19 protein-coding genes are annotated in these 18340 nt (G+C 54.5%); 15 read left to right on the forward strand and 4 right to left on the reverse strand.

Annotated elements, in window-relative coordinates:
• Positions 1–240 precede the first annotated feature (240 nt).
• Positions 241–1476, forward strand: coding sequence for an MFS transporter (locus NMC31_RS01620; protein ID WP_149461453.1), 1236 nt, complete (start codon positions 241–243; stop codon positions 1474–1476).
• 34 nt (positions 1477–1510) lie between these two features.
• Here NMC31_RS01620 and NMC31_RS01625 read toward each other — a convergent pair whose 3' ends face one another.
• Positions 1511–2323, reverse strand: coding sequence for a Cof-type HAD-IIB family hydrolase (locus tag NMC31_RS01625; RefSeq protein ID WP_253896729.1), 813 nt, complete (start codon positions 2321–2323; stop codon positions 1511–1513).
• Positions 2320–3486 (reverse strand): MFS transporter, encoded by a 1167-nt coding sequence (locus NMC31_RS01630; protein WP_253896820.1) that lies wholly within the window; start codon positions 3484–3486, stop codon positions 2320–2322. The genes NMC31_RS01625 and NMC31_RS01630 overlap by 4 nt, the downstream gene beginning before the upstream one ends.
• A 117-nt stretch (positions 3487–3603) precedes the next feature.
• On the opposite strand from NMC31_RS01630, the gene NMC31_RS01635 reads away from it, so the two are divergent.
• A complete protein-coding gene (locus tag NMC31_RS01635; protein WP_253896730.1) occupies positions 3604–4152 on the forward strand; it encodes a TetR/AcrR family transcriptional regulator in 549 nt (182 codons plus the stop codon).
• A 160-nt stretch (positions 4153–4312) separates the two neighbouring features.
• On the opposite strand, the gene NMC31_RS01640 is transcribed toward NMC31_RS01635, so the two are convergent.
• Complete coding sequence (locus NMC31_RS01640) at positions 4313–5998, reverse strand: aspartate:alanine antiporter (RefSeq protein WP_108474643.1); 1686 nt, start codon at positions 5996–5998, stop codon at positions 4313–4315.
• A gap of 274 nt (positions 5999–6272) precedes the next feature.
• Here NMC31_RS01640 and NMC31_RS01645 point away from each other — a divergent pair, with 274 nt between their 5' ends.
• Positions 6273–6680: an inner membrane protein YbjM gene (locus NMC31_RS01645; protein ID WP_149461457.1), complete on the forward strand. Its 408-nt coding sequence runs from the start codon at positions 6273–6275 to the stop codon at positions 6678–6680.
• On the opposite strand, the gene NMC31_RS01650 is transcribed toward NMC31_RS01645, so the two are convergent.
• Positions 6677–6940 (reverse strand): GrxA family glutaredoxin, encoded by a 264-nt coding sequence (locus tag NMC31_RS01650; protein ID WP_015965155.1) that lies wholly within the window; start codon positions 6938–6940, stop codon positions 6677–6679. The two genes, NMC31_RS01645 and NMC31_RS01650, sit on opposite strands and share 4 nt — an antisense overlap.
• A 182-nt stretch (positions 6941–7122) precedes the next feature.
• Here NMC31_RS01650 and NMC31_RS01655 point away from each other — a divergent pair, with 182 nt between their 5' ends.
• The 12 genes from NMC31_RS01655 (at position 7123) to NMC31_RS01710 (ending at position 18326) form a co-directional block, all read left to right on the forward strand.
• Positions 7123–7413, forward strand: coding sequence for a DUF1418 family protein (locus NMC31_RS01655; protein WP_149461458.1), 291 nt, complete (start codon positions 7123–7125; stop codon positions 7411–7413).
• The gene (gene nfsA / locus NMC31_RS01660; RefSeq protein ID WP_253896821.1) at positions 7397–8119 is read left to right on the forward strand and encodes an oxygen-insensitive NADPH nitroreductase; all 723 of its coding nucleotides are present in this window, start codon (positions 7397–7399) and stop codon (positions 8117–8119) included. The genes NMC31_RS01655 and nfsA overlap by 17 nt, the downstream gene beginning before the upstream one ends.
• Positions 8120–8281: 162 nt before the next feature.
• A complete protein-coding gene (rimK, locus tag NMC31_RS01665; RefSeq protein ID WP_253896731.1) occupies positions 8282–9184 on the forward strand; it encodes a 30S ribosomal protein S6--L-glutamate ligase in 903 nt (300 codons plus the stop codon).
• Between the two features lie 118 nt (positions 9185–9302).
• A complete protein-coding gene (locus NMC31_RS01670) occupies positions 9303–9785 on the forward strand; it encodes a type III secretion system chaperone family protein (RefSeq protein ID WP_253896732.1) in 483 nt (160 codons plus the stop codon).
• 405 nt (positions 9786–10190) lie between these two features.
• Positions 10191–11303 carry a spermidine/putrescine ABC transporter substrate-binding protein PotF gene (gene potF / locus NMC31_RS01675; protein WP_149461461.1) on the forward strand — a complete coding sequence of 371 codons (1113 nt, stop codon included), beginning with the start codon at positions 10191–10193 and terminating at the stop codon, positions 11301–11303.
• Between the two features lie 106 nt (positions 11304–11409).
• The gene (gene potG / locus NMC31_RS01680; protein WP_149461462.1) at positions 11410–12543 is read left to right on the forward strand and encodes a putrescine ABC transporter ATP-binding subunit PotG; all 1134 of its coding nucleotides are present in this window, start codon (positions 11410–11412) and stop codon (positions 12541–12543) included.
• Between the two features lie 9 nt (positions 12544–12552).
• Positions 12553–13506 (forward strand): putrescine ABC transporter permease PotH, encoded by a 954-nt coding sequence (gene potH / locus NMC31_RS01685; RefSeq protein WP_253896733.1) that lies wholly within the window; start codon positions 12553–12555, stop codon positions 13504–13506.
• Entirely contained in the window at positions 13503–14348 is an 846-nt protein-coding gene (gene potI / locus NMC31_RS01690) for a putrescine ABC transporter permease PotI (protein ID WP_015965147.1), read from the forward strand. The genes potH and potI overlap by 4 nt, the downstream gene beginning before the upstream one ends.
• A 48-nt stretch (positions 14349–14396) precedes the next feature.
• The gene (locus NMC31_RS01695; protein ID WP_253896822.1) at positions 14397–14894 is read left to right on the forward strand and encodes a YbjO family protein; all 498 of its coding nucleotides are present in this window, start codon (positions 14397–14399) and stop codon (positions 14892–14894) included.
• Between the two features lie 42 nt (positions 14895–14936).
• The gene (gene rlmC, locus NMC31_RS01700; RefSeq protein WP_253896734.1) at positions 14937–16070 is read left to right on the forward strand and encodes a 23S rRNA (uracil(747)-C(5))-methyltransferase RlmC; all 1134 of its coding nucleotides are present in this window, start codon (positions 14937–14939) and stop codon (positions 16068–16070) included.
• Positions 16071–16143: 73 nt separating this feature from the next.
• On the forward strand, positions 16144–16851 hold the full coding sequence (locus tag NMC31_RS01705; RefSeq protein ID WP_253896735.1) for a response regulator transcription factor: 708 nt from the start codon (positions 16144–16146) through the stop codon (positions 16849–16851).
• Positions 16848–18326 (forward strand): sensor histidine kinase, encoded by a 1479-nt coding sequence (locus tag NMC31_RS01710; RefSeq protein ID WP_253896736.1) that lies wholly within the window; start codon positions 16848–16850, stop codon positions 18324–18326. The genes NMC31_RS01705 and NMC31_RS01710 overlap by 4 nt, the downstream gene beginning before the upstream one ends.
• Positions 18327–18340: the final 14 nt, after the last annotated feature.

Below are 18340 nucleotides of genomic sequence, written 5' to 3' on the forward strand. Positions count from 1 at the left end.
TGACCGATACCTTAAAAAGCTTAACCGCAGCGGTAAAGGGGGATTGTCTTAATTCCGCTCCCATGCACGCGTACTAATCAGGTTAACTCGTTGAAATCAGCACACTATACCCATCCAAAGTTAAGTAAACCTTAAACGAGTAAATTTGTGCGGAATTATTACATCTGAGCGATAATTTACTATCGTCACTACGACCTGTGGATTAAACTTGCGCGTTTTTACACTGAGTTAGTTTTGGTAATGAGTAATCCCTCTCTTTCCGGCAAACGTCTGGGCCGTCAGGCGCTGCTTTTTCCGCTCTGTCTGGTGCTGTACGAATTCTCCACCTATATCGGCAACGATATGATTCAGCCGGGTATGCTGGCGGTGGTGGAACAATTCAACGCGGGCAACGAGTGGGTTCCCACCTCAATGACGGCTTATATGGCAGGCGGCATGTTTTTACAGTGGCTGCTGGGGCCGCTGTCGGACCGTATTGGCCGCCGCCCGGTGATGTTGACCGGCGTGGTATGGTTTATTGTCACTTGCCTGGCGACGCTGCTGGTACACAATATCGAACAGTTTATTTTCCTGCGTTTTCTGCAAGGGGTCAGCCTGTGCTTTATCGGCGCGGTAGGCTATGCGGCAATTCAGGAATCTTTCGACGAAGCCACCTGCATTAAGATTACCGCGCTGATGGCAAACGTTGCGCTGATTGCGCCACTGCTTGGCCCGCTGGTCGGTGCGGCCTGGGTGCACGTTGCGCCGTGGGAAGGTATGTTTGTGCTGTTCGCCTTGCTCTCGGTTGTCGCTTTCGGCGGCTTGTTCCGCGCAATGCCGGAAACCGCAACGCGTATCGGCGAAAAACTATCGCTCGGTGAGTTAGGTCGTGATTACGCGCTGGTGCTCAAAAATGGGCGTTTCCTGGCGGGCGCGCTGGCAACGGGCTTTGTTAGCCTGCCGTTGCTGGCGTGGATTGCCCAATCACCGGTGATTATTATCAGCGGTGAGCAGGCCAGCAGCTATGAATATGGCCTGTTACAGGTGCCGATCTTCGGCGCGCTGATCGCCGGTAACCTGACGCTGGCGCGCCTGACCTCTCGCCGCTCTGTGCGTTCACTGATTATCATGGGCGGTTGGCCGATTATGGCCGGTTTAGTGCTGGCGGCGGCGGCAACGGTCGTTTCCTCGCACGCCTATCTGTGGATGACGGCGGGATTGAGCGTTTACGCGTTTGGCATTGGTGTGGCGAATGCCGGCCTGGTGCGTTTGACGCTGTTTGCCAGCGAGATGAGCAAAGGCACCGTTTCGGCGGCGATGGGCATGTTGCAGATGCTGATTTTTACCGTCGGTATCGAAGTCAGCAAACACATGTACCTGCAAGGCGGGAACGGGCTGTTTAGCCTCTTCAACCTGGCGAACGGCGTGCTGTGGCTGGTGGCGGTTGTTTTCTTCCTGAAAGACAAATCGGTCGGCAGCAGCAACCAGCCGCAATAATGTTTAAGCCCGGCAAGCGCTGCCGGGCAGTCATTCAGGCGAACGGGGCTTCGCCGTTCAATGCTTTCTCAATAATGTCCAGCACACCCTCTTCGTTATTATGCGGCGCACGATATTTCGCTACTGACTTCACCACGTCCGACGCATTCGCCATCGCAAAACCGTACCCCGCCTGTTGCAGCATTTCGATATCGTTACCGCTGTCGCCAAAGGCCAGAACGTCGCTGTCGTCAATGCCCCAACGCGCCTGCAGCAGACGCAGGCCGTTCGCTTTATGAACGCCAGGGACGATAAGGTCGATACTGCCATGGCCGGTCGTGACGGCGGTGAGCATATCGCCCACTTCTTCATGAATCAGTTTTTGCATCTCGGGCACCAGAGTATCCGGGACATTCAGACCAAACTTCAGGAAAGTATCTTTAATATTGTCGAAGTTATCGACTTCTTCCAGACGATGATAGTAGCGGATGGCGATATCCTTGAATGCCTGATCGTAGCGTTTTAGCGTGTAAGCGCTCTGTTTTCCGCAGGCAATGATCTCCAGTTCGGTACGGGTTTGCAGATAGCGCACCACGTCCAGGAAATGCTGCTCTGGAATACTGCAGTTGAAAATATCTTCACCGGCATCCACTACCCAGCCGCCGTTTTCGGCAACAAACGCGATTTCATCAACAATCTCCGGGAAGAAGGAGATGAGCTGATAATACTGGTTGCCGCTGGCGACGGCGAAGCGGATACCTTGCTGTTTCATGCGCTGATACTGAGCCAGGAATCGCTCCCGATTATAGGTTTTTGCATCGCTGAGAAAGGTGCCATCCATGTCGACTGCAATCAGTTTGATACTCATCCATTACTCTCCATCACAACGTTGGGTTCAGGTTTAGCCACCGCACGCGCTACCAGCGCAGCGACCAGCACCAGCGCCAGCACGGCGAGCATGGCGCTGCGCAGACCATAATGTTCGCCGAGGAAGCCCAGCAGCGGCGGCCCGACAAGAAAAGCAAGATAACCGGTGGTGGCGACGACGCTCACGCGGGTCGGCGCATCCGGGCCGGTATCGCTGGCGGCGGAAATGGTTAACGGGAAGCCCAGCGACGCGCCCAGCCCCCATAAAATTACGGATACGCCGGCAACCCAGTCGATATCGACAAAGATTATCAGCGCGATACCCAGCGCGCCCATCAGCGCACTGGCACGAACCACCGTCACGCGGCTGTAGCGATCAATGAACCAACCGCCGGTAAAGCGGCCAAGGGTCATGCCCAGGGTGAATCCGGCATAAATTAAGGCGCCGGATTTCGCGCTAAACCCGTGACCGTCAACCATCAGCAACGGCAACCAGTCATTCGCCGAGCCTTCGGCAAATGCCATCGCCAGCACCACAACGCCTATCAGCATCAGTTGCATATCGCGCCAGAAGGGAACGCCTTTCTCACTATGCTGTGTGCCATCCGCGGCATTTTTGCCGGTACCTTCGGGGATAGCCCGTATGGCGATAGCGATAGGTGCGATGCCCACCAGCGCTGCCAGGGCAATATGCCACATTGCGGGTAGACCAAACGCGGTTAACGCCATCCCCACGCCTGCGCCCACCAGGGTTCCGAAGCTGTAAAAACCGTGCATCATCGGCAGTACGGTTTTTTTCATCTCTTGTTCAACGGCAGCGCCTTCAACATTAATGGCCACTTCCGCCGCGCCAAAGCTGCCGCCAAACACTGCCAGCCCGGCGGCAAATATCCATGCTGAGCTGAACCAGAGTGCGATACTTAAAATCAGCATCCCGATAATGGCACAGGACATAGTCGTGCGAATCACCGTGCGCGTGCCAAAACGTTTCACCAGTGGAGCAGAGCAAAGAATACCGCTCATTGAGCCCACCGACAGCCCGAACAGCACAATGCCCATCTCCGCCGTCGACACCGATAAAATATCGCGGATAGCAGGCGTACGTGTCGCCCATGAGGCCATTAGTAAGCCCGGTAAAAAGAAGAACATAAACAGCGCATACATGCGCAACTGAAGGGTCTTGCGGGGCGTCACATTGTTATCCATTAGCGAAGTTGACGAAATGATGCGACAACACTAGCAAGGCTGTGTACATTTGTACATAAACAAACGAGGAGAAATATGGCCCGTCGACCCAACGATCCGCAGCGCCGGGAGCGCATCCTGGACGCCACGCTGGAAACCATCGCCGCCCACGGCATCAGCGCCGTCACGCACCGCAAAATCGCCAGTTGTGCCGATGTCCCGCTGGGTTCGATGACCTATTACTTTGACGGCATTGAAGCATTGCTGGTGGAGGCGTTCACGGTATTCACCGAACGGATGTCTCAGGAGTATCGTGACTTTTTCTGTGGGGTTGAAAACCCTGCCGCCGCCTGTGATGCAATCACTCAGCTTATCTATAGTAGTGAAGTCACCACGCCGCGTAACATGACGCTGATGTATCAGTTGTATGCTTTTGCCAGCAATCGCCCGGCGTTAAAAGGCGTGATGCAAAACTGGATGCAGCGTAGCCAGCAAACGCTGGAGCAGTGGTTTGACCCGGCAACCGCCCGCGCGCTGGATGCGTTTATCGAAGGGATGACGCTACATTTTGTCACCGACCGCCAGCCGCTGACAAAGGCGCAGATACGGGAAACGGTGGGAAGGATTGCGGGAGAGGGGCTGTAGAAAACAAAAAACCCATCAACCTTGAACCAAATCTGGCGGGGTTGATGGGCTCCACAAAATGGGGACATCAAAGAAAAGCAGTGGCATAAGTTATGACTGACGCTTATGCGAAAAGTTCTCTGTATCCCTAAAAATTTTTCTAAACATTTAAGACTAAGAATTATCCTAGCCCAGGCCAAATGATGATAATCAGTGTACCGGCCAATGTTAACAACACGTTAGCAATTGCGTAGGTGCCGGCATAGCCCAGCGCTGGAATGTTGCTTCGTGCAGTGTCGCTTATGATTTCCATCGCCGGTGCGCAGGTACGTGCGCCCATGATGGCACCGAACAGCAGCGCGCGGTTCATGCGCAGAATGTACGCGCCGAACAGGAAGCTAATCACCACCGGCACCAGGCTGACAATCAACCCCGCGACCAGCATCTGGCCGCCGACCGCGCCGAGGCTATTGCCGATGCCGCTGCCTGCGCTTAAACCCACGCCCGCCATAAACACCATCAGGCCGAACTCTTTCACCATGTTCAGCGCACCCTGCGGGATGTAACCGAAGGTCGGATGGTTCGCTCGCAGGAAGCCGAGCATGATGCCGGCAAACAGCAGACCCGCTGCGTTACCAACGCCGAAACTAAAGTTGCTGAACTGGAAGGTGATCATGCCGATCATCAGGCCAACAATAAAGAAGGCGCAGAAGGCCAGCAGGTCAGTGACCTGACTGTGAATAGAGACGAAGCCAATGCGGTCGGCAACGGTTTTAACGCGTCGTGCGTCGCCGCTCACCTGAAGCACATCGCCTTTATTCAGCACCACGTTATCATCGATGGGCATTTCGATCTGGCTGCGAATGACGCGGTTGAGGAAGCAACCGTGGTCGGTGAGTTTCAGTTGCGCCAGGCGACGGCCAACGGCATTGTGGTTTTTGACTACGATTTCTTCGGTGACGATGCGCATGTCGAGCAGGTCGCGGTCAAAGACTTCTTTACCGTTACGGAAGCTCGGGTCGAGACGAGCATGCGCGTCCGGATATCCCACCAGCGCAATTTCATCGCCCATTTGCAATACCGCATCACCGTCCGGGTTCGCCAGAATACCATTGCGTCGAATACGCTCGATATAGCATCCCGTCTGGCGATAAATACCCAGTTCGCGCAGGTTTTTACCGTCGGCCCACGCGACCAGTTCCGGGCCAACGCGATAGGCGCGGATAACCGGCAGATAGACTTTACGATTAGTGTCCGTATCCAGGCCACGTTCGCGGGCGATTTGCTGGGCGCTGGTTTGCAAATCCTGATGTTGCAGTTTTGGCAGATAGCGCGCGCCAACAATCAAGCTGACCAGACCAATCAAGTAGGTAAGGGCGTATCCGAGGCTTAAGTGATCCTGGGCGATAGCCAGCAAGCCCGGTTCCATGCCCGAATGGCGAAGCGTATCGCCTGCGCCAACCAGCACCGGGGTGGATGTCATTGAACCTGCGAGCATACCGGCCGTCAGACCGATGTCCCAGCCGAATAGCTTACCAAGGCCCAGGGCAATCAGCAGTGCGCTGCCTACCATCACCAGCGCCAGCATCAGATAATTTTTGCCGTCGCGGAAGAAAATTGAAAAAAAGTTAGGTCCGGCTTCTACGCCCACGCAGAAAATAAACAGCATAAAGCCAAGATTGAGCGCCTCCGTGTTAATGCTGAAATGCTGCTGGCCTAATAACAGGGAGACGACTAAAACGCCAATAGAATTACCGAGTTGAACGGAACCCAGACGTAATTTCCCCAGGCAAAGGCCAAGTGCCAGCACCACGAATAATAACAGGATGTAATTCCCATTTAACAAATCTGCGACGTTTATATTCACGGAGACTAACTTCTTGTTTACCAGTAACTTGTTGAAAGAGTTGGTTATTTAGTCTAATGTTTTGGTTCAGACAGCCGCGTAGTTGCCTCTGTTCTGTACCTACAAAATAACCAAAAAATTGAAGCCGTTAGTTTAATCGTTCCTTATCGCTTCGGCTAGCAACAATCGCTTTTTGTACTTAAGTGTTTTGGCACGGATGGCCAGATGCTTTATCTGACTGGGCGCCCAATGGGTGAAATGTTGAGTTTGATAGAGAATTTTTCAGGAGGATCCTTTGAGATCTGAACGCGGCTGGACCGGCGTGATCTGCTGTTTCCTGCTTTTTATCGTGGTTTTCTTTTCATTGCTGCTGCATATGAAGGGCGCATTTCGTGCGTCTGGCGCGCCTGAGCTGGGGTTATTGTTCTTTTTAATTCCCGGTGCGGTCGCCAGCTTTATCTCCCCAAGACGTCGCTTGTTACGGCCACTGGTCGGTGCGATTCTGGCTGCGCCATTATGTATGGTGCTGATGAGGTTGTTTTTCTATTCTGAGCGTTCGTTCTGGCAGGAGCTGGCGTGGTTGTTTAGTGCGGTATTCTGGTGTGCACTGGGGGCGTTGTGCTTCTTGTTTGTGACAGCCCTATTACGGCTGAAAAACCGTGATGAGGATGCCCACCCGCTGGATGGGCATCGGAAGGATTAAGCGTACAGGCCGAGGGTCTCTTTTGCCCAGGCTTCAAAATCCGTACAGCCACCGATGTGCTGCTGATCAACGAAGATCTGCGGCACCGTCTCAACCGGTTTACCCACTGTTTTTTCCAGATCGGCTTTGCTGATGCCTTCCGCGTGAATATCAACGTAGCGATAGTTGAAGTCGTCGCGTTCCTGCGTCAGTTTTTCAGCCAGTTCTTTTGCGCGAACACAGTACGGGCATCCCGGGCGACCAAAAATTACGGTGAACATCGTTTCTCTCCTCAACCTTAAAATAAGGCGCTCATCATGACCTGATTACGTCTGGTGCGAAAGAAGGTTCTGCCTGTTGCTTCGATTCATTCTGACTATGTGTGGCGAATTGCCCTGCAACAATCGCTTTGTGTGAGATAGACTTGAGGTCTGATAAAGCAACACGGTTAAGCGGAGGACGCATGCGTTCGCTCGGGGCGTTACCCAAAAGCGTTTTGATTCTGGAAGCAATCGGCATGGTGTTGTTAGGGGCCGCCTGGCTCTCTCTCAACGGCTATGTCACATTGCCTGCGCCTGTTGCCAGCCAGGAGGCGGCGGCGGTGATGATTTTCGCCGGGATAATCCTGATGCTCCCCGCCGCTTTTGCCCTGTTTTGGGGCATGGCGCAAACCGTTGCACCACAATTGATGGGGCGTAGTGCCAAAACGCCCCCTAAACAAGAAAAGGAAAAACATGATGACGCCGACCATTGATCTGCTTCTCAGCCATCGTTCTATTCGCCAGTTTACCGATAAGCCCATCAGTGACGAGCAACGCGCGGCGATTATCGCCAGCGCCCAGGCGGCATCCAGTTCGAGTTTTTTACAGTGCAGTTCGATTATCCGCATCACCGATAAAACAATGCGCGCGCAACTGGTCGAGATGACCGGCGGCCAACAGCATGTCGCGCAGGCTGCGGAATTCTGGGTTTTCTGCGCCGATTTTAATCGCCATCTGCAAATTTGCCCGGACGCGCAGCTCGGCCTGGCGGAGCAACTGCTGCTGGGCGTGGTCGATACCGCGTTGATGGCGCAGAATGCCTTTACCGCCGCAGAATCCCTTGGGCTCGGCGGTGTTTACATCGGCGGAATTCGTAACAGCATTGAGGCAGTGACCGAGCTGTTGAAGCTACCTGAACACGTGCTGCCGCTGTTTGGTTTGTGCCTGGGCTGGCCGGACAGCAACCCGGATATCAAACCGCGCCTGCCTGCCTCTATCGTGGTGCATGAAAACCATTATCAACCGCTGGATGTTAACGAACTGGCGAAATACGACGAACAGCTTGCGGAATATTATCTCTCGCGCGGCAGCAATAACCGTCGTGACACCTGGAGCGACCATATTCGCCGCACCATCATCAAAGAGAATCGCCCGTTTATTCTCGATTATCTCCACAAGCAGGGCTGGGCGACCCGCTAATAATCTTCATCCTTCAAATTGTCTCTGCGTTGGCTGCGCGCGTTGATACGATTCGAATGATTTGATTATTAGAAAGAAAAAAAGGCCGCCGGACGCCATTTTTCTTCCGGCGGTGCGTGTATGATACGCGGGCTTTTTTCAGGTTTTTTAGCGAGGTAAAAGGTGAAAATTGCCATTTTGTCCCGGGATGGAACGCTCTATTCCTGTAAGCGTCTGCGTGAAGCGGCAATGCGCCGTGGTCATATCGTCGAAATTCTCGATCCGCTCTCCTGCTATATGAACATCAGCCCGTCGGCGTCGTCCATCCATTATAAAGGGCGCAAGCTCCCGCATTTTGACGCGGTGATCCCGCGTATTGGTTCGGCGATTACTTTTTATGGCACAGCGGCGCTGCGTCAGTTTGAACTGCTGGGCAGCTATCCGCTTAATGAATCTGTCGCAATCACCCGCGCGCGTGACAAGCTGCGATCGCTGCAACTGCTGGCTCGTCAGGGTATCGACCTGCCTGTGACCGGTATCGCCCATTCGCCCGATGACACCAGCGATTTAATCGATATGGTCGGCGGCGCACCGCTGGTGGTTAAACTGGTGGAAGGCACGCAGGGTATTGGCGTTGTGCTTGCTGAGACGCGTCAGGCAGCGGAAAGTGTGATTGACGCCTTTCGCGGCTTAAACGCGCATATTCTGGTTCAGGAATATATTGAAGAAGCGAAGGGATGCGACATTCGTTGCCTGGTGGTCGGCGATCGTGTGGTGGCGGCGATTGAGCGGCGAGCGAAAGAGGGGGATTTCCGCTCTAACTTACATCGCGGCGGCGTGGCGACGGTGGCGGAAATTACGCTGCGCGAGCGCGAAATTGCCGTGAAGGCCGCACAAACGCTGGGGCTTGATGTCGCCGGTGTGGATATTCTGCGGGCTACGCGGGGGCCGCTGGTGATGGAGGTAAACGCCTCGCCGGGGCTGGAAGGCATTGAGAAAACCACCGGTATTGATATCGCGGGCAAAATGATCGAGTGGATTGAGCATCAGGCACATCCTGGCTTTTGTCTGAAAATCGGCGGCTGAGACTGTTTTTTCGGCTTTCGTGGTATACGCGTGCAATTTTGCGTAAGCTATAGCGATCGAATGCCGGGCCCATTGCCCGGTTTTGTTCTGTTTTAAACCGCATGAGGTCATAGGTCATATGGATTCACTCGTCGTCCCGAGTCTGGATACGTTACGTCAGTGGCTCGACGAATCAGGCATCAGCTTCTATGAATGCGATACCTGTCAGGCGTTGCACCTGCCGCATATGCAAAATTTTGATGGCGTGTTTGACGCTAAAATCGACCTTATTGATAACACCATTCTCTTCTCTGCGCTGGCGGAAATTCGGCCAACCGCACTGTTAGCGATGGCGGCGGATCTCTCTGCGATTAATGCCAGCTCGCTGACGGTCAAGGCGTTCATCGATGTACAGGATGATAATCTGCCAAAGCTGGTGGTTTGCCAGTCTTTATCTGCCTCTGTGGGCGTGGCCTACGAGCAGTTTGTGGCCTTTATGCGTCAAAGCGAAGAACAGGTGTCGATGGTGATTCTGGAGGCTTTCGCGCAGCAATTGCTGTTCAAAACGGAAGAAGAGGAAGAGCAGCCATCTGAAGAGATTCAATACCACTTTCTCCACTGATCCTACCCCCGAATAGCGCAGCCATTGCCAGCGCGGCTGCGTATCACGTTCGTTTATTCCGTATTTAACCTAATTTTAAAGATTCATTCACTATCTGATAGGCCCTTTTGGCCTATCAGATAGAGTGATCTTGCATAAAAAATTGATAAAAGGCGTTTTTAACGCTGAGCTATAGCCTCTATCTCTGGCTACAGTTATTCTTGCGATGCCCGGATGATTCCCCCTCACTAGCCAAATCTTTTGCAGATTTGGCGAGGTTTTTGCATCCGTTAAGCGAGCAACGACTGCAGCGAGAGGAACCATTTCTTCTTCAATGCGGTACGACAAAATATGCATGATTATTGCATACCTCCGACTGCGTGTATTTGGTCCAAATGTTAACGGACGTTGAGAAGGAAAAGAGATATGGCCGCTTTCAGTAAAAAATGGTTAACGGGTCTGGTGACGGGTGTGCTGATGGCCACCTCGGCAAGCGCGCTCGCTGCGGAGCAAAAAACGCTGCATATCTATAACTGGTCTGATTATATCGCGCCGGATACGGTGGCGAATTTTGAAAAAGAGACCGGCATAAAAGTGGTGTATGACGTTTTCGATTCCAACGAAGTGCTGGAAGGAAAACTGATGGCGGGCAGCACCGGGTTTGACCTTGTCGTGCCCTCGGCGAGCTTCCTGGAGCGCCAGTTAACGGCGGGCGTGTTCCAGCCGCTGGATAAAAGCAAACTGCCGAACTGGAAAAATCTCGACCCGGAAGTGCTGAAGCTGGTGGCGAAACACGATCCGGACAACAAATACGCGATGCCCTATATGTGGGCAACGACCGGTATTGGCTACAACGTTGATAAAGTGAAAGCGGTGCTCGGTGCGGATGCGCCCGTGAACAGCTGGGATCTCATCTTCAAACCTGAAAATCTGGAGAAGCTGAAAAGCTGCGGCGTTTCCTTCCTCGATGCCCCGGAGGAGGTCTTTGCCACCGTGCTGAATTATCTGGGCAAAGATCCGAACAGCACCAAAGCAGATGACTATACCGGCCCGGCGACAGACCTGCTGCTGAAGCTGCGTCCGAACGTGCGGTACTTCCACTCTTCCCAATATATCAACGACCTGGCGAACGGCGACATCTGCGTGGCCATCGGCTGGGCGGGTGATGTATGGCAGGCGGCTAACCGCGCGAAAGAAGCGAAAAATGGCGTGAATGTTTCCTTTAGCATTCCGAAAGAGGGGGCTATGGCGTTCTTTGATGTCTTCGCGATGCCTGCCGATGCGAAAAATAAAGATGAAGCCTATCAGTTCCTCAACTACCTGATGAAGCCTGATGTGGTGGCGCATATCAGCGATCATATTTTCTATGCCAACGGCAATAAAGCCTCTACCCCGTTAGTGAGTGAGGCGATCCGCAATAATCCTGGCATTTATCCGCCGCCGGATGTCTTCGCCAAACTCTTCACCCTGAAAGTGCAGGAACCGAAGATTGATCGCGTGCGTACCCGCGCGTGGACCAAAGTAAAAAGCGGTAAATAACTGACGCAATCCGCCCGGCGCGCGCGACCGGGCGGATTAGCAGAGCAGTTTTTCGTATGGCAACCGGGCCATCACGAGTGTGTTTTTTTTGCCGGAGAGCACCCCATTGAACGACGCGACCCCCCGCCCACAGGCGAAAATCCGTAAAGCGCTCACCCCGCTGCTGGAGATACGTAATCTGACCAAATCTTATGACGGCCAACATGCCGTGGATGACGTCAGCCTCACCATTTATAAGGGCGAAATTTTTGCGCTGCTTGGTGCATCCGGTTGCGGAAAATCCACGCTGCTGCGTATGCTGGCTGGCTTTGAGCAGCCCAGCGCTGGGCAGATTATGCTCGACGGTGTCGACCTGGCGCACGTTCCGCCCTATCAGCGTCCGATCAACATGATGTTTCAGTCCTATGCCTTGTTTCCCCACATGACCGTTGAGCAAAACATTGCTTTTGGCCTGAAGCAGGACAAACTGCCGAAAGCGGAAATTAGCGCCCGTGTCGCGGAAATGTTGGCGCTGGTACATATGCAGGAATTTGCCAAACGTAAACCACATCAGTTGTCCGGCGGTCAACGTCAGCGTGTAGCACTGGCCAGAAGCCTGGCGAAGCGGCCAAAGTTATTGCTGCTGGATGAGCCGATGGGCGCGCTGGATAAGAAACTGCGCGACCGGATGCAACTGGAGGTGGTCGATATTCTGGAGCGTGTTGGCGCGACCTGCGTGATGGTGACGCACGACCAGGAAGAGGCGATGACCATGGCTGGGCGCATCGCCATTATGAATCGCGGCAAGTTTGTGCAGATTGGCGAGCCGGAGGAGATTTACGAGCATCCGACTACCCGCTACAGCGCGGAGTTTATTGGCTCAGTGAATGTCTTTGAAGGGCTACTGAAGTCGCGCGAAGACGACGGGCTGGTGATTGATTCTCCGGGGCTGGTGCATCCATTGAAGGTCGATGCCGATGCGTCGGTGGTGGATAACGTCCCGGTATACGTCGCGCTGCGGCCGGAAAAAATCATGCTCTGCGAGGCGCCGCCTGAAAATGGCTATAACTTTGCCGTGGGTGAGGTGGTGCATATTGCCTATCTCGGCGACTTGTCGATTTATCACGTTCGCCTGAAAAGCGGGCAGATGATCAGCGCGCAGCTACAGAATGAACATCGCTATCGAAAAGGATTACCCACCTGGGGCGATGAAGTGCGTCTGTGCTGGGATGCTGATAGCTGTGTTGTTCTGACGGTGTAAGGAGGGCGGATGAGTGCTTTAGAATCGCCAGCCCGCGCCGCGAAACCGGCGGGTTTTGCCCGGTGGCTCACGCGTATGAACGTCGCGCACGGGCGTAAAATAGTTATCGCGCTGCCGTTTATCTGGCTAATTTTGCTGTTTTTGCTGCCATTTCTGACAGTATTCAAAATCAGCCTGGCCGAGATGGCGCGAGCTATTCCTCCGTATACGGATCTCATGTCGTGGGACGACGGGCAGCTTACGCTGTCGCTTAATTTTGGCAATTTCCTGCAATTAACCGACGATCCCCTGTACATTGAGGCCTATTTCCAGTCGTTGCAGATGGCGGGTATTTCGACGATCTTCTGCCTGCTGTTGGGCTACCCGCTGGCGTGGGCGGTGGCGCACAGTAAACCATCGACGCGCAATATTCTGTTATTGCTGGTGATCCTGCCGTCGTGGACGTCGTTTTTGATTCGCGTTTATGCCTGGATGGGTATCCTGAAAGGCAACGGCGTGCTGAGTAATTTCCTGCAATGGGCCGGCATTATCGACCAGCCGCTGGAGATCCTGCACACCAATCTCGCGGTGTATATCGGCATTGTGTACGCCTATCTGCCGTTTATGGTGCTGCCTATCTACACGGCGTTGACGCGAATTGATTACTCGCTAGTGGAAGCGTCCCTGGATCTGGGCGCAAGGCCGCTGAAAACCTTCTTCAGCGTGATTGTGCCGTTAACGAAAGGCGGGATTATTGCCGGATCGATGCTGGTGTTTATCCCGGCGGTGGGGGAGTTTGTTATTCCGGAACTGCTTGGCGGCCCGGATAGCATTATGATTGGTCGCGTGCTGTGGCAGGAGTTCTTTAACAACCGCGACTGGCCGGTGGCATCGGCGGTGGCGATCGTCATGCTCCTGCTGCTGATTGTGCCGATCATGTGGTTCCACAAACATCAGCAAAAACAGATGGGAGAACACGGATGAACAACTTACCGGTCGTCCGCTCACCATGGCGAATTCTGATTCTGGTGCTCGGGTTTACGTTTCTGTATGCGCCGATGCTGATGCTGGTCATTTACTCGTTTAACAGCTCAAAACTGGTAACCGTGTGGGCGGGGTGGTCAACGCGTTGGTACGGCGAATTGTTCCGCGACGATGCGATGATGAGCGCGGTGGGGCTTAGCCTGACCATTGCCGCCTGCGCGGCAACCATGGCGGCGATTCTGGGCACGATTGCGGCGGTGGTGATGGTGCGTTTTGGCCGTTTTCGCGGCTCCAACGGCTTTGCCTTTATGATAACCGCACCGCTGGTAATGCCGGATGTCATCACCGGTTTATCGTTATTGCTGCTGTTCGTTTCGCTCGGTCACGCGATTGGCTGGCCGTCCGATCGTGGCATGCTTACCATTTGGCTGGCGCACGTCACGTTCTGTACGGCGTATGTGGCGGTGGTGATTTCGTCGCGTCTGCGTGAGCTGGACCGCTCGATTGAAGAAGCGGCGATGGACCTCGGGGCGACGCCGCTGAAAGTGTTCTTTATCATTACCTTGCCGATGATTATGCCGGCGGTGATCTCGGGCTGGCTTCTGGCGTTTACGCTGTCACTGGACGATTTGGTGATTGCCAGCTTCGTTTCCGGGCCGGGGGCGACCACGCTACCGATGCTGGTCTTCTCCAACGTGCGTATGGGCGTCAACCCGGAAATTAACGCTCTTGCGACGCTCATTCTCGCGGTAGTCGGAATTGTCGGATTTATCGCCTGGTATTTGATGGCACGCGCAGAAAAGCAGCGTACGCGTGATATCCAACGTGCAAGACAAGGATAATCCTCTTAAAATTAAGCAAGGTTGTATTCGGTTCCCTGTCAGCAGGGAATCGTTTTCACGGAAGACGACATCTTGGGATTCTTTGCTAAAACCAGCCGTTCACATGCCAGCTTAAACGTTCCTGCTCTGGTGCAGGTGGCCGCGCTCGCCATTATTTTGATTCGCTGCCTCGATCTGTTGATGATTTTTAATCTGCTGGGTTTGCGCGGGCTCCTTGATTTTATTCATCGCAGCGTGCAAACCTGGAACCTGACGCTGGTGTTTCTGGCGAGCCTGACTCTGGTGTTTGTTGAGATCTGGTGTGCGTTTTCGGTGGTGAAAGGGCGCAACTGGGCGCGCTGGCTCTATCTGCTGACGCAAATTATCGCTGCCAGCTATTTATGGGCCGCCTCGCTGGGTTATGGATACCCGGAACTGTTCAGCATCGCCGGGGAATCAAAACGTGAAATATTCCGTTCGCTGGTGATGCAGAAAATGCCGGATATGCTAGTCCTGTTCCTGCTTTTTGTCCCGGCACACAGTCGACGGTTTTTCCGCTTCCAATAACGATGATACAATCGCCGCCCCTGAATTTCTGAAGGTCTTTGTATGCAGTGCGCACTTTATGACGCGGGTCGCTGTCGCTCCTGTCAGTGGATTGAACAGCCGGTAAACGATCAACTCGCCGCTAAGATGAACGATCTCCACACGCTGCTGGCCGGGCAGGCGGTAGAGGCGTGGTGCGCACCCGTCAGCGGGCCGGAGCAGGGTTTTCGTAATAAAGCCAAAATGGTGGTCAGCGGCAGCGTGGAAAAACCGCTGTTGGGCATGCTGCACCGCGACGGCACACCGGTTGACCTGACCGATTGCCCGCTGTATCCCGATTCTTTCGCGCCGGTTTTCGCCGCGCTCAAGCCGTTCATTGCCCGCGCCGGGCTGACGCCCTATAACGTCGCGCGTAAACGTGGCGAGCTGAAGTATCTGCTGCTGACCGAAAGCCAGCGCGATGGCGGCATGATGCTGCGCTTTGTGCTGCGCTCAGAAAGTAAGCTTGAACAACTGCGCGCCGCGCTGCCAGCCTTACAGGCGCAGTTACCGCAGCTAAAAGTAATCACCGCCAATATTCAGCCGGTACACATGGCGATCATGGAAGGCGAGCAGGAGATCTTCTTTACCGAACAGCAGGCGCTGGCGGAAACGTTTAATGGCGTGCCGCTGTGGATCCGTCCGCAAAGTTTCTTCCAGACCAACCCGACTGTTGCCAGCGCCTTATACGCGACGGCGCGCGACTGGGTGCGCGCACTGCCGGTCACGCACATGTGGGATCTCTTCTGTGGCGTCGGCGGCTTTGGCCTGCACTGCGCGACACCGGAGATGACGCTTACCGGTATCGAAATTGCCCCGGAAGCCATCGCCTGTGCGAAGCAATCTGCGGCACAACTGGGGCTCACTAAGCTTCAGTTTCAGGCGCTTGATTCCACGCAGTTTGCCACCGCCCAGGGTGACGTGCCCGAGCTGGTGCTGGTCAATCCGCCGCGACGGGGCATTGGTAAAGCGCTGTGCGATTACTTAAGCCAGATGGCCCCGCCGTTTATTATCTACTCCAGCTGTAACGCCCAGACGATGGCAAAAGATATAGCTAATCTGCCGGGTTATCACATCGCGCGGGTTCAGCTGTTCGACATGTTCCCGCATACTGCCCATTACGAAGTGCTTACGCTGCTGGTAAAAAGCGGAAGTTAAACAAAATGTGAACTTTTGTCGGGTGGAAATCAGGTAAGCTTTATCTTAGAAGAGATGGAAAAGGCACTGATTAATGACGGCAAAACAGATCCTGCTGGTGGAAGACGATCGCGATATCGCCACGCTGCTGCAACTCAACCTTGAAGATGAAGGCTATACCATCGTCCATGAAGAGGACGGTGGCAGGGCGTTGCAGCGCCTGGAGCAGACGCAATGGGATATGGTTATCCTCGATTTAATGCTGCCTAACGTCGATGGGCTGACGATTTGCCAGCGTATTCGTGAGCGCGGGCGCTATCTGCCGGTGATTATCATTAGCGCGCGCAGCAGCGAAACGGAACGCATTCTGGGCCTTGAAACCGGGGCCGATGATTATCTGGCAAAGCCGTTCTCGGTGCAGGAGCTGGTGGCGCGTATTAAAGCGCTGTTCCGCCGCCAGCAGGCAATGGGGCAGGATGTGCAGCAAACCAGCGGCACCATTATGGCCCATGGATTGGTGATCGACCCGCTGGCGCGCAGTGTGCGTTTGCGCGGTAATCTGGTCGATCTCACCCCGCGTGAATTCGATTTACTGTGGTTCTTCGCCCGCCATCCGGGGGAGACTTTCTCGCGCCTTGATCTGCTGGAGAAGGTGTGGGGCTATCAGCATGAAGGCTACGAACACACGGTGAATACACACATTAACCGCCTGCGCGTCAAAATAGAACATAACGCCGCCGAGCCGGAAATCATTCTGACCGTGTGGGGCAAAGGGTATCGTTTTGTTGGAGGCCCGGCATGAAAGTGAAACTTAGCCTGAGCCAGCGCTTAACGCTGCTGTTTATTCTGCTGTTGGTGTTGTGCGCGACCATTGCCGGGGCAGTGCAACTCTACAGCAGCATGCAGTTTGGTAATGCCATGGTGCAGCGGCTGTCGGGGAATCTGGCGCAGCAAATTGTGCGCAGAGAGCCGCTCATGGATGCGCAGGGCAGGGTGGATCGCAACATGCTAAAACCGCTATTTGACCGTCTGATGACCTTTAATCCCAGCGTGGAACTCTATGTTATCTCGCCCGACGGCGAGATTCTGGCCGATGCCGCGCCGCCCGGGCATATCAAACGCCAGCGCGTCGCGCTCGCACCCGTAGAACAGTTTCTGAATCAGGCCGCGATGCCGGTGTATGGCGATGACCCGCGCAGTGCTGATAAGCATAAAGTCTTTAGCGCCGCACCGCTTCGTCAGGACGGTGAACTGCGCGGGTATCTGTATATCATTTTGCAGGGTGAAGAACTCAACGCACTGGCAGAAAATGCCTGGTACAAGACCCTGTGGAGCACGCTGCTGTGGGCGCTGCTGTTAGTGGCGGCCGTTGGGGGCCTGGTGGCGGTGCTGGTGCGTCAGTGGGTGACCCGTCCGGTGAATGCCTTAACGCGCGAAGCCAGCCGTATCGATCAGGACAGCATTAGCGCGATTAAACATCTCGCCGCCCAGCCGACGGTCGATGAGCCGGGCGATGAAGTGGCGTTGCTGCGCAATACGTTTATTGAGCTGGCACGTAAGATTGCCTCGCAGTGGGATGAACTGGCTGACAGCGATCGCCAGCGCCGTGAGTTTATCGCCAATATTTCGCACGACCTGCGTACGCCGTTGACCTCGTTATTGGGGTATCTCGAAACCCTGTCAATGAAAGCCGCTACGCTGACGCCAGAAGAATCCCGGCATTATCTGGAAATCGCCCTGCGCCAGGGGCACAAAGTACGTCACCTTTCACAGGAGCTGTTTGAGCTGGCCCGGCTGGAGCATGGGGCAATTAAGCCGCAGCGGGAGCGTTTTGCCCTGAGCGAACTGGTTTCCGATGTGGTGCAGAAATTTGATCTTCCCCTTGAGACACGCAAAATCACCTTACAGACGGAGATCCCCGGGCATTTACCGCTGATCAACGCCGATCTCTCGATGGTGGAGCGCGTGGTCACCAATTTGCTTGATAACGCGATTCGTCATACGCCGCCGGGTGGAACAATCCGCCTGAAGATTTGGCAGCAGGAGGAACGGTTGCAGATGGAAGTGGCCGACAGCGGGCCGGGCATTGATGCGGCGGTGCGGGAACAGCTTTTTGTGCGTCCTTCGGCGCTCAGTCAGCAGGCAACGCGCGAGAAGCGCGGTGGGTTAGGTTTGCTGATCGTAAAAAAAATGCTGGAGCTACACGGTGGGGGCATTGGGCTGGAGGAATCAACGGGCGGGGCGTGTTTTCGGTTTTGGCTTCCGTGCGGGCGGTAATTGCGGGATGGCGG

This window comes from Pseudocitrobacter vendiensis (assembly GCF_943590815.1).
Taxonomy (GTDB): domain Bacteria; phylum Pseudomonadota; class Gammaproteobacteria; order Enterobacterales; family Enterobacteriaceae; genus Pseudocitrobacter; species Pseudocitrobacter vendiensis.

Excerpts from the sequence above, each read along its gene's own strand:
- NMC31_RS01620 (WP_149461453.1), top strand. The coding sequence starts at position 241 with ATGAGTAATCCCTCTCTTTCCGGCAAACGTCTGGGCCGTCAGGCGCTG.
- NMC31_RS01625 (WP_253896729.1), bottom strand. The coding sequence starts at position 2,323 with ATGAGTATCAAACTGATTGCAGTCGACATGGATGGCACCTTTCTCAGC.
- NMC31_RS01630 (WP_253896820.1), bottom strand. The coding sequence starts at position 3,486 with ATGTATGCGCTGTTTATGTTCTTCTTTTTACCGGGCTTACTAATGGCC.
- NMC31_RS01635 (WP_253896730.1), top strand. The coding sequence starts at position 3,604 with ATGGCCCGTCGACCCAACGATCCGCAGCGCCGGGAGCGCATCCTGGAC.
- NMC31_RS01650 (WP_015965155.1), bottom strand. The coding sequence starts at position 6,940 with ATGTTCACCGTAATTTTTGGTCGCCCGGGATGCCCGTACTGTGTTCGC.
- NMC31_RS01655 (WP_149461458.1), top strand. The coding sequence starts at position 7,123 with ATGCGTTCGCTCGGGGCGTTACCCAAAAGCGTTTTGATTCTGGAAGCA.
- nfsA (WP_253896821.1), top strand. The coding sequence starts at position 7,397 with ATGACGCCGACCATTGATCTGCTTCTCAGCCATCGTTCTATTCGCCAG.
- NMC31_RS01670 (WP_253896732.1), top strand. The coding sequence starts at position 9,303 with ATGGATTCACTCGTCGTCCCGAGTCTGGATACGTTACGTCAGTGGCTC.
- potF (WP_149461461.1), top strand. The coding sequence starts at position 10,191 with ATGGCCGCTTTCAGTAAAAAATGGTTAACGGGTCTGGTGACGGGTGTG.
- potH (WP_253896733.1), top strand. The coding sequence starts at position 12,553 with ATGAGTGCTTTAGAATCGCCAGCCCGCGCCGCGAAACCGGCGGGTTTT.
- potI (WP_015965147.1), top strand. The coding sequence starts at position 13,503 with ATGAACAACTTACCGGTCGTCCGCTCACCATGGCGAATTCTGATTCTG.
- rlmC (WP_253896734.1), top strand. The coding sequence starts at position 14,937 with ATGCAGTGCGCACTTTATGACGCGGGTCGCTGTCGCTCCTGTCAGTGG.
- NMC31_RS01705 (WP_253896735.1), top strand. The coding sequence starts at position 16,144 with ATGACGGCAAAACAGATCCTGCTGGTGGAAGACGATCGCGATATCGCC.
- NMC31_RS01710 (WP_253896736.1), top strand. The coding sequence starts at position 16,848 with ATGAAAGTGAAACTTAGCCTGAGCCAGCGCTTAACGCTGCTGTTTATT.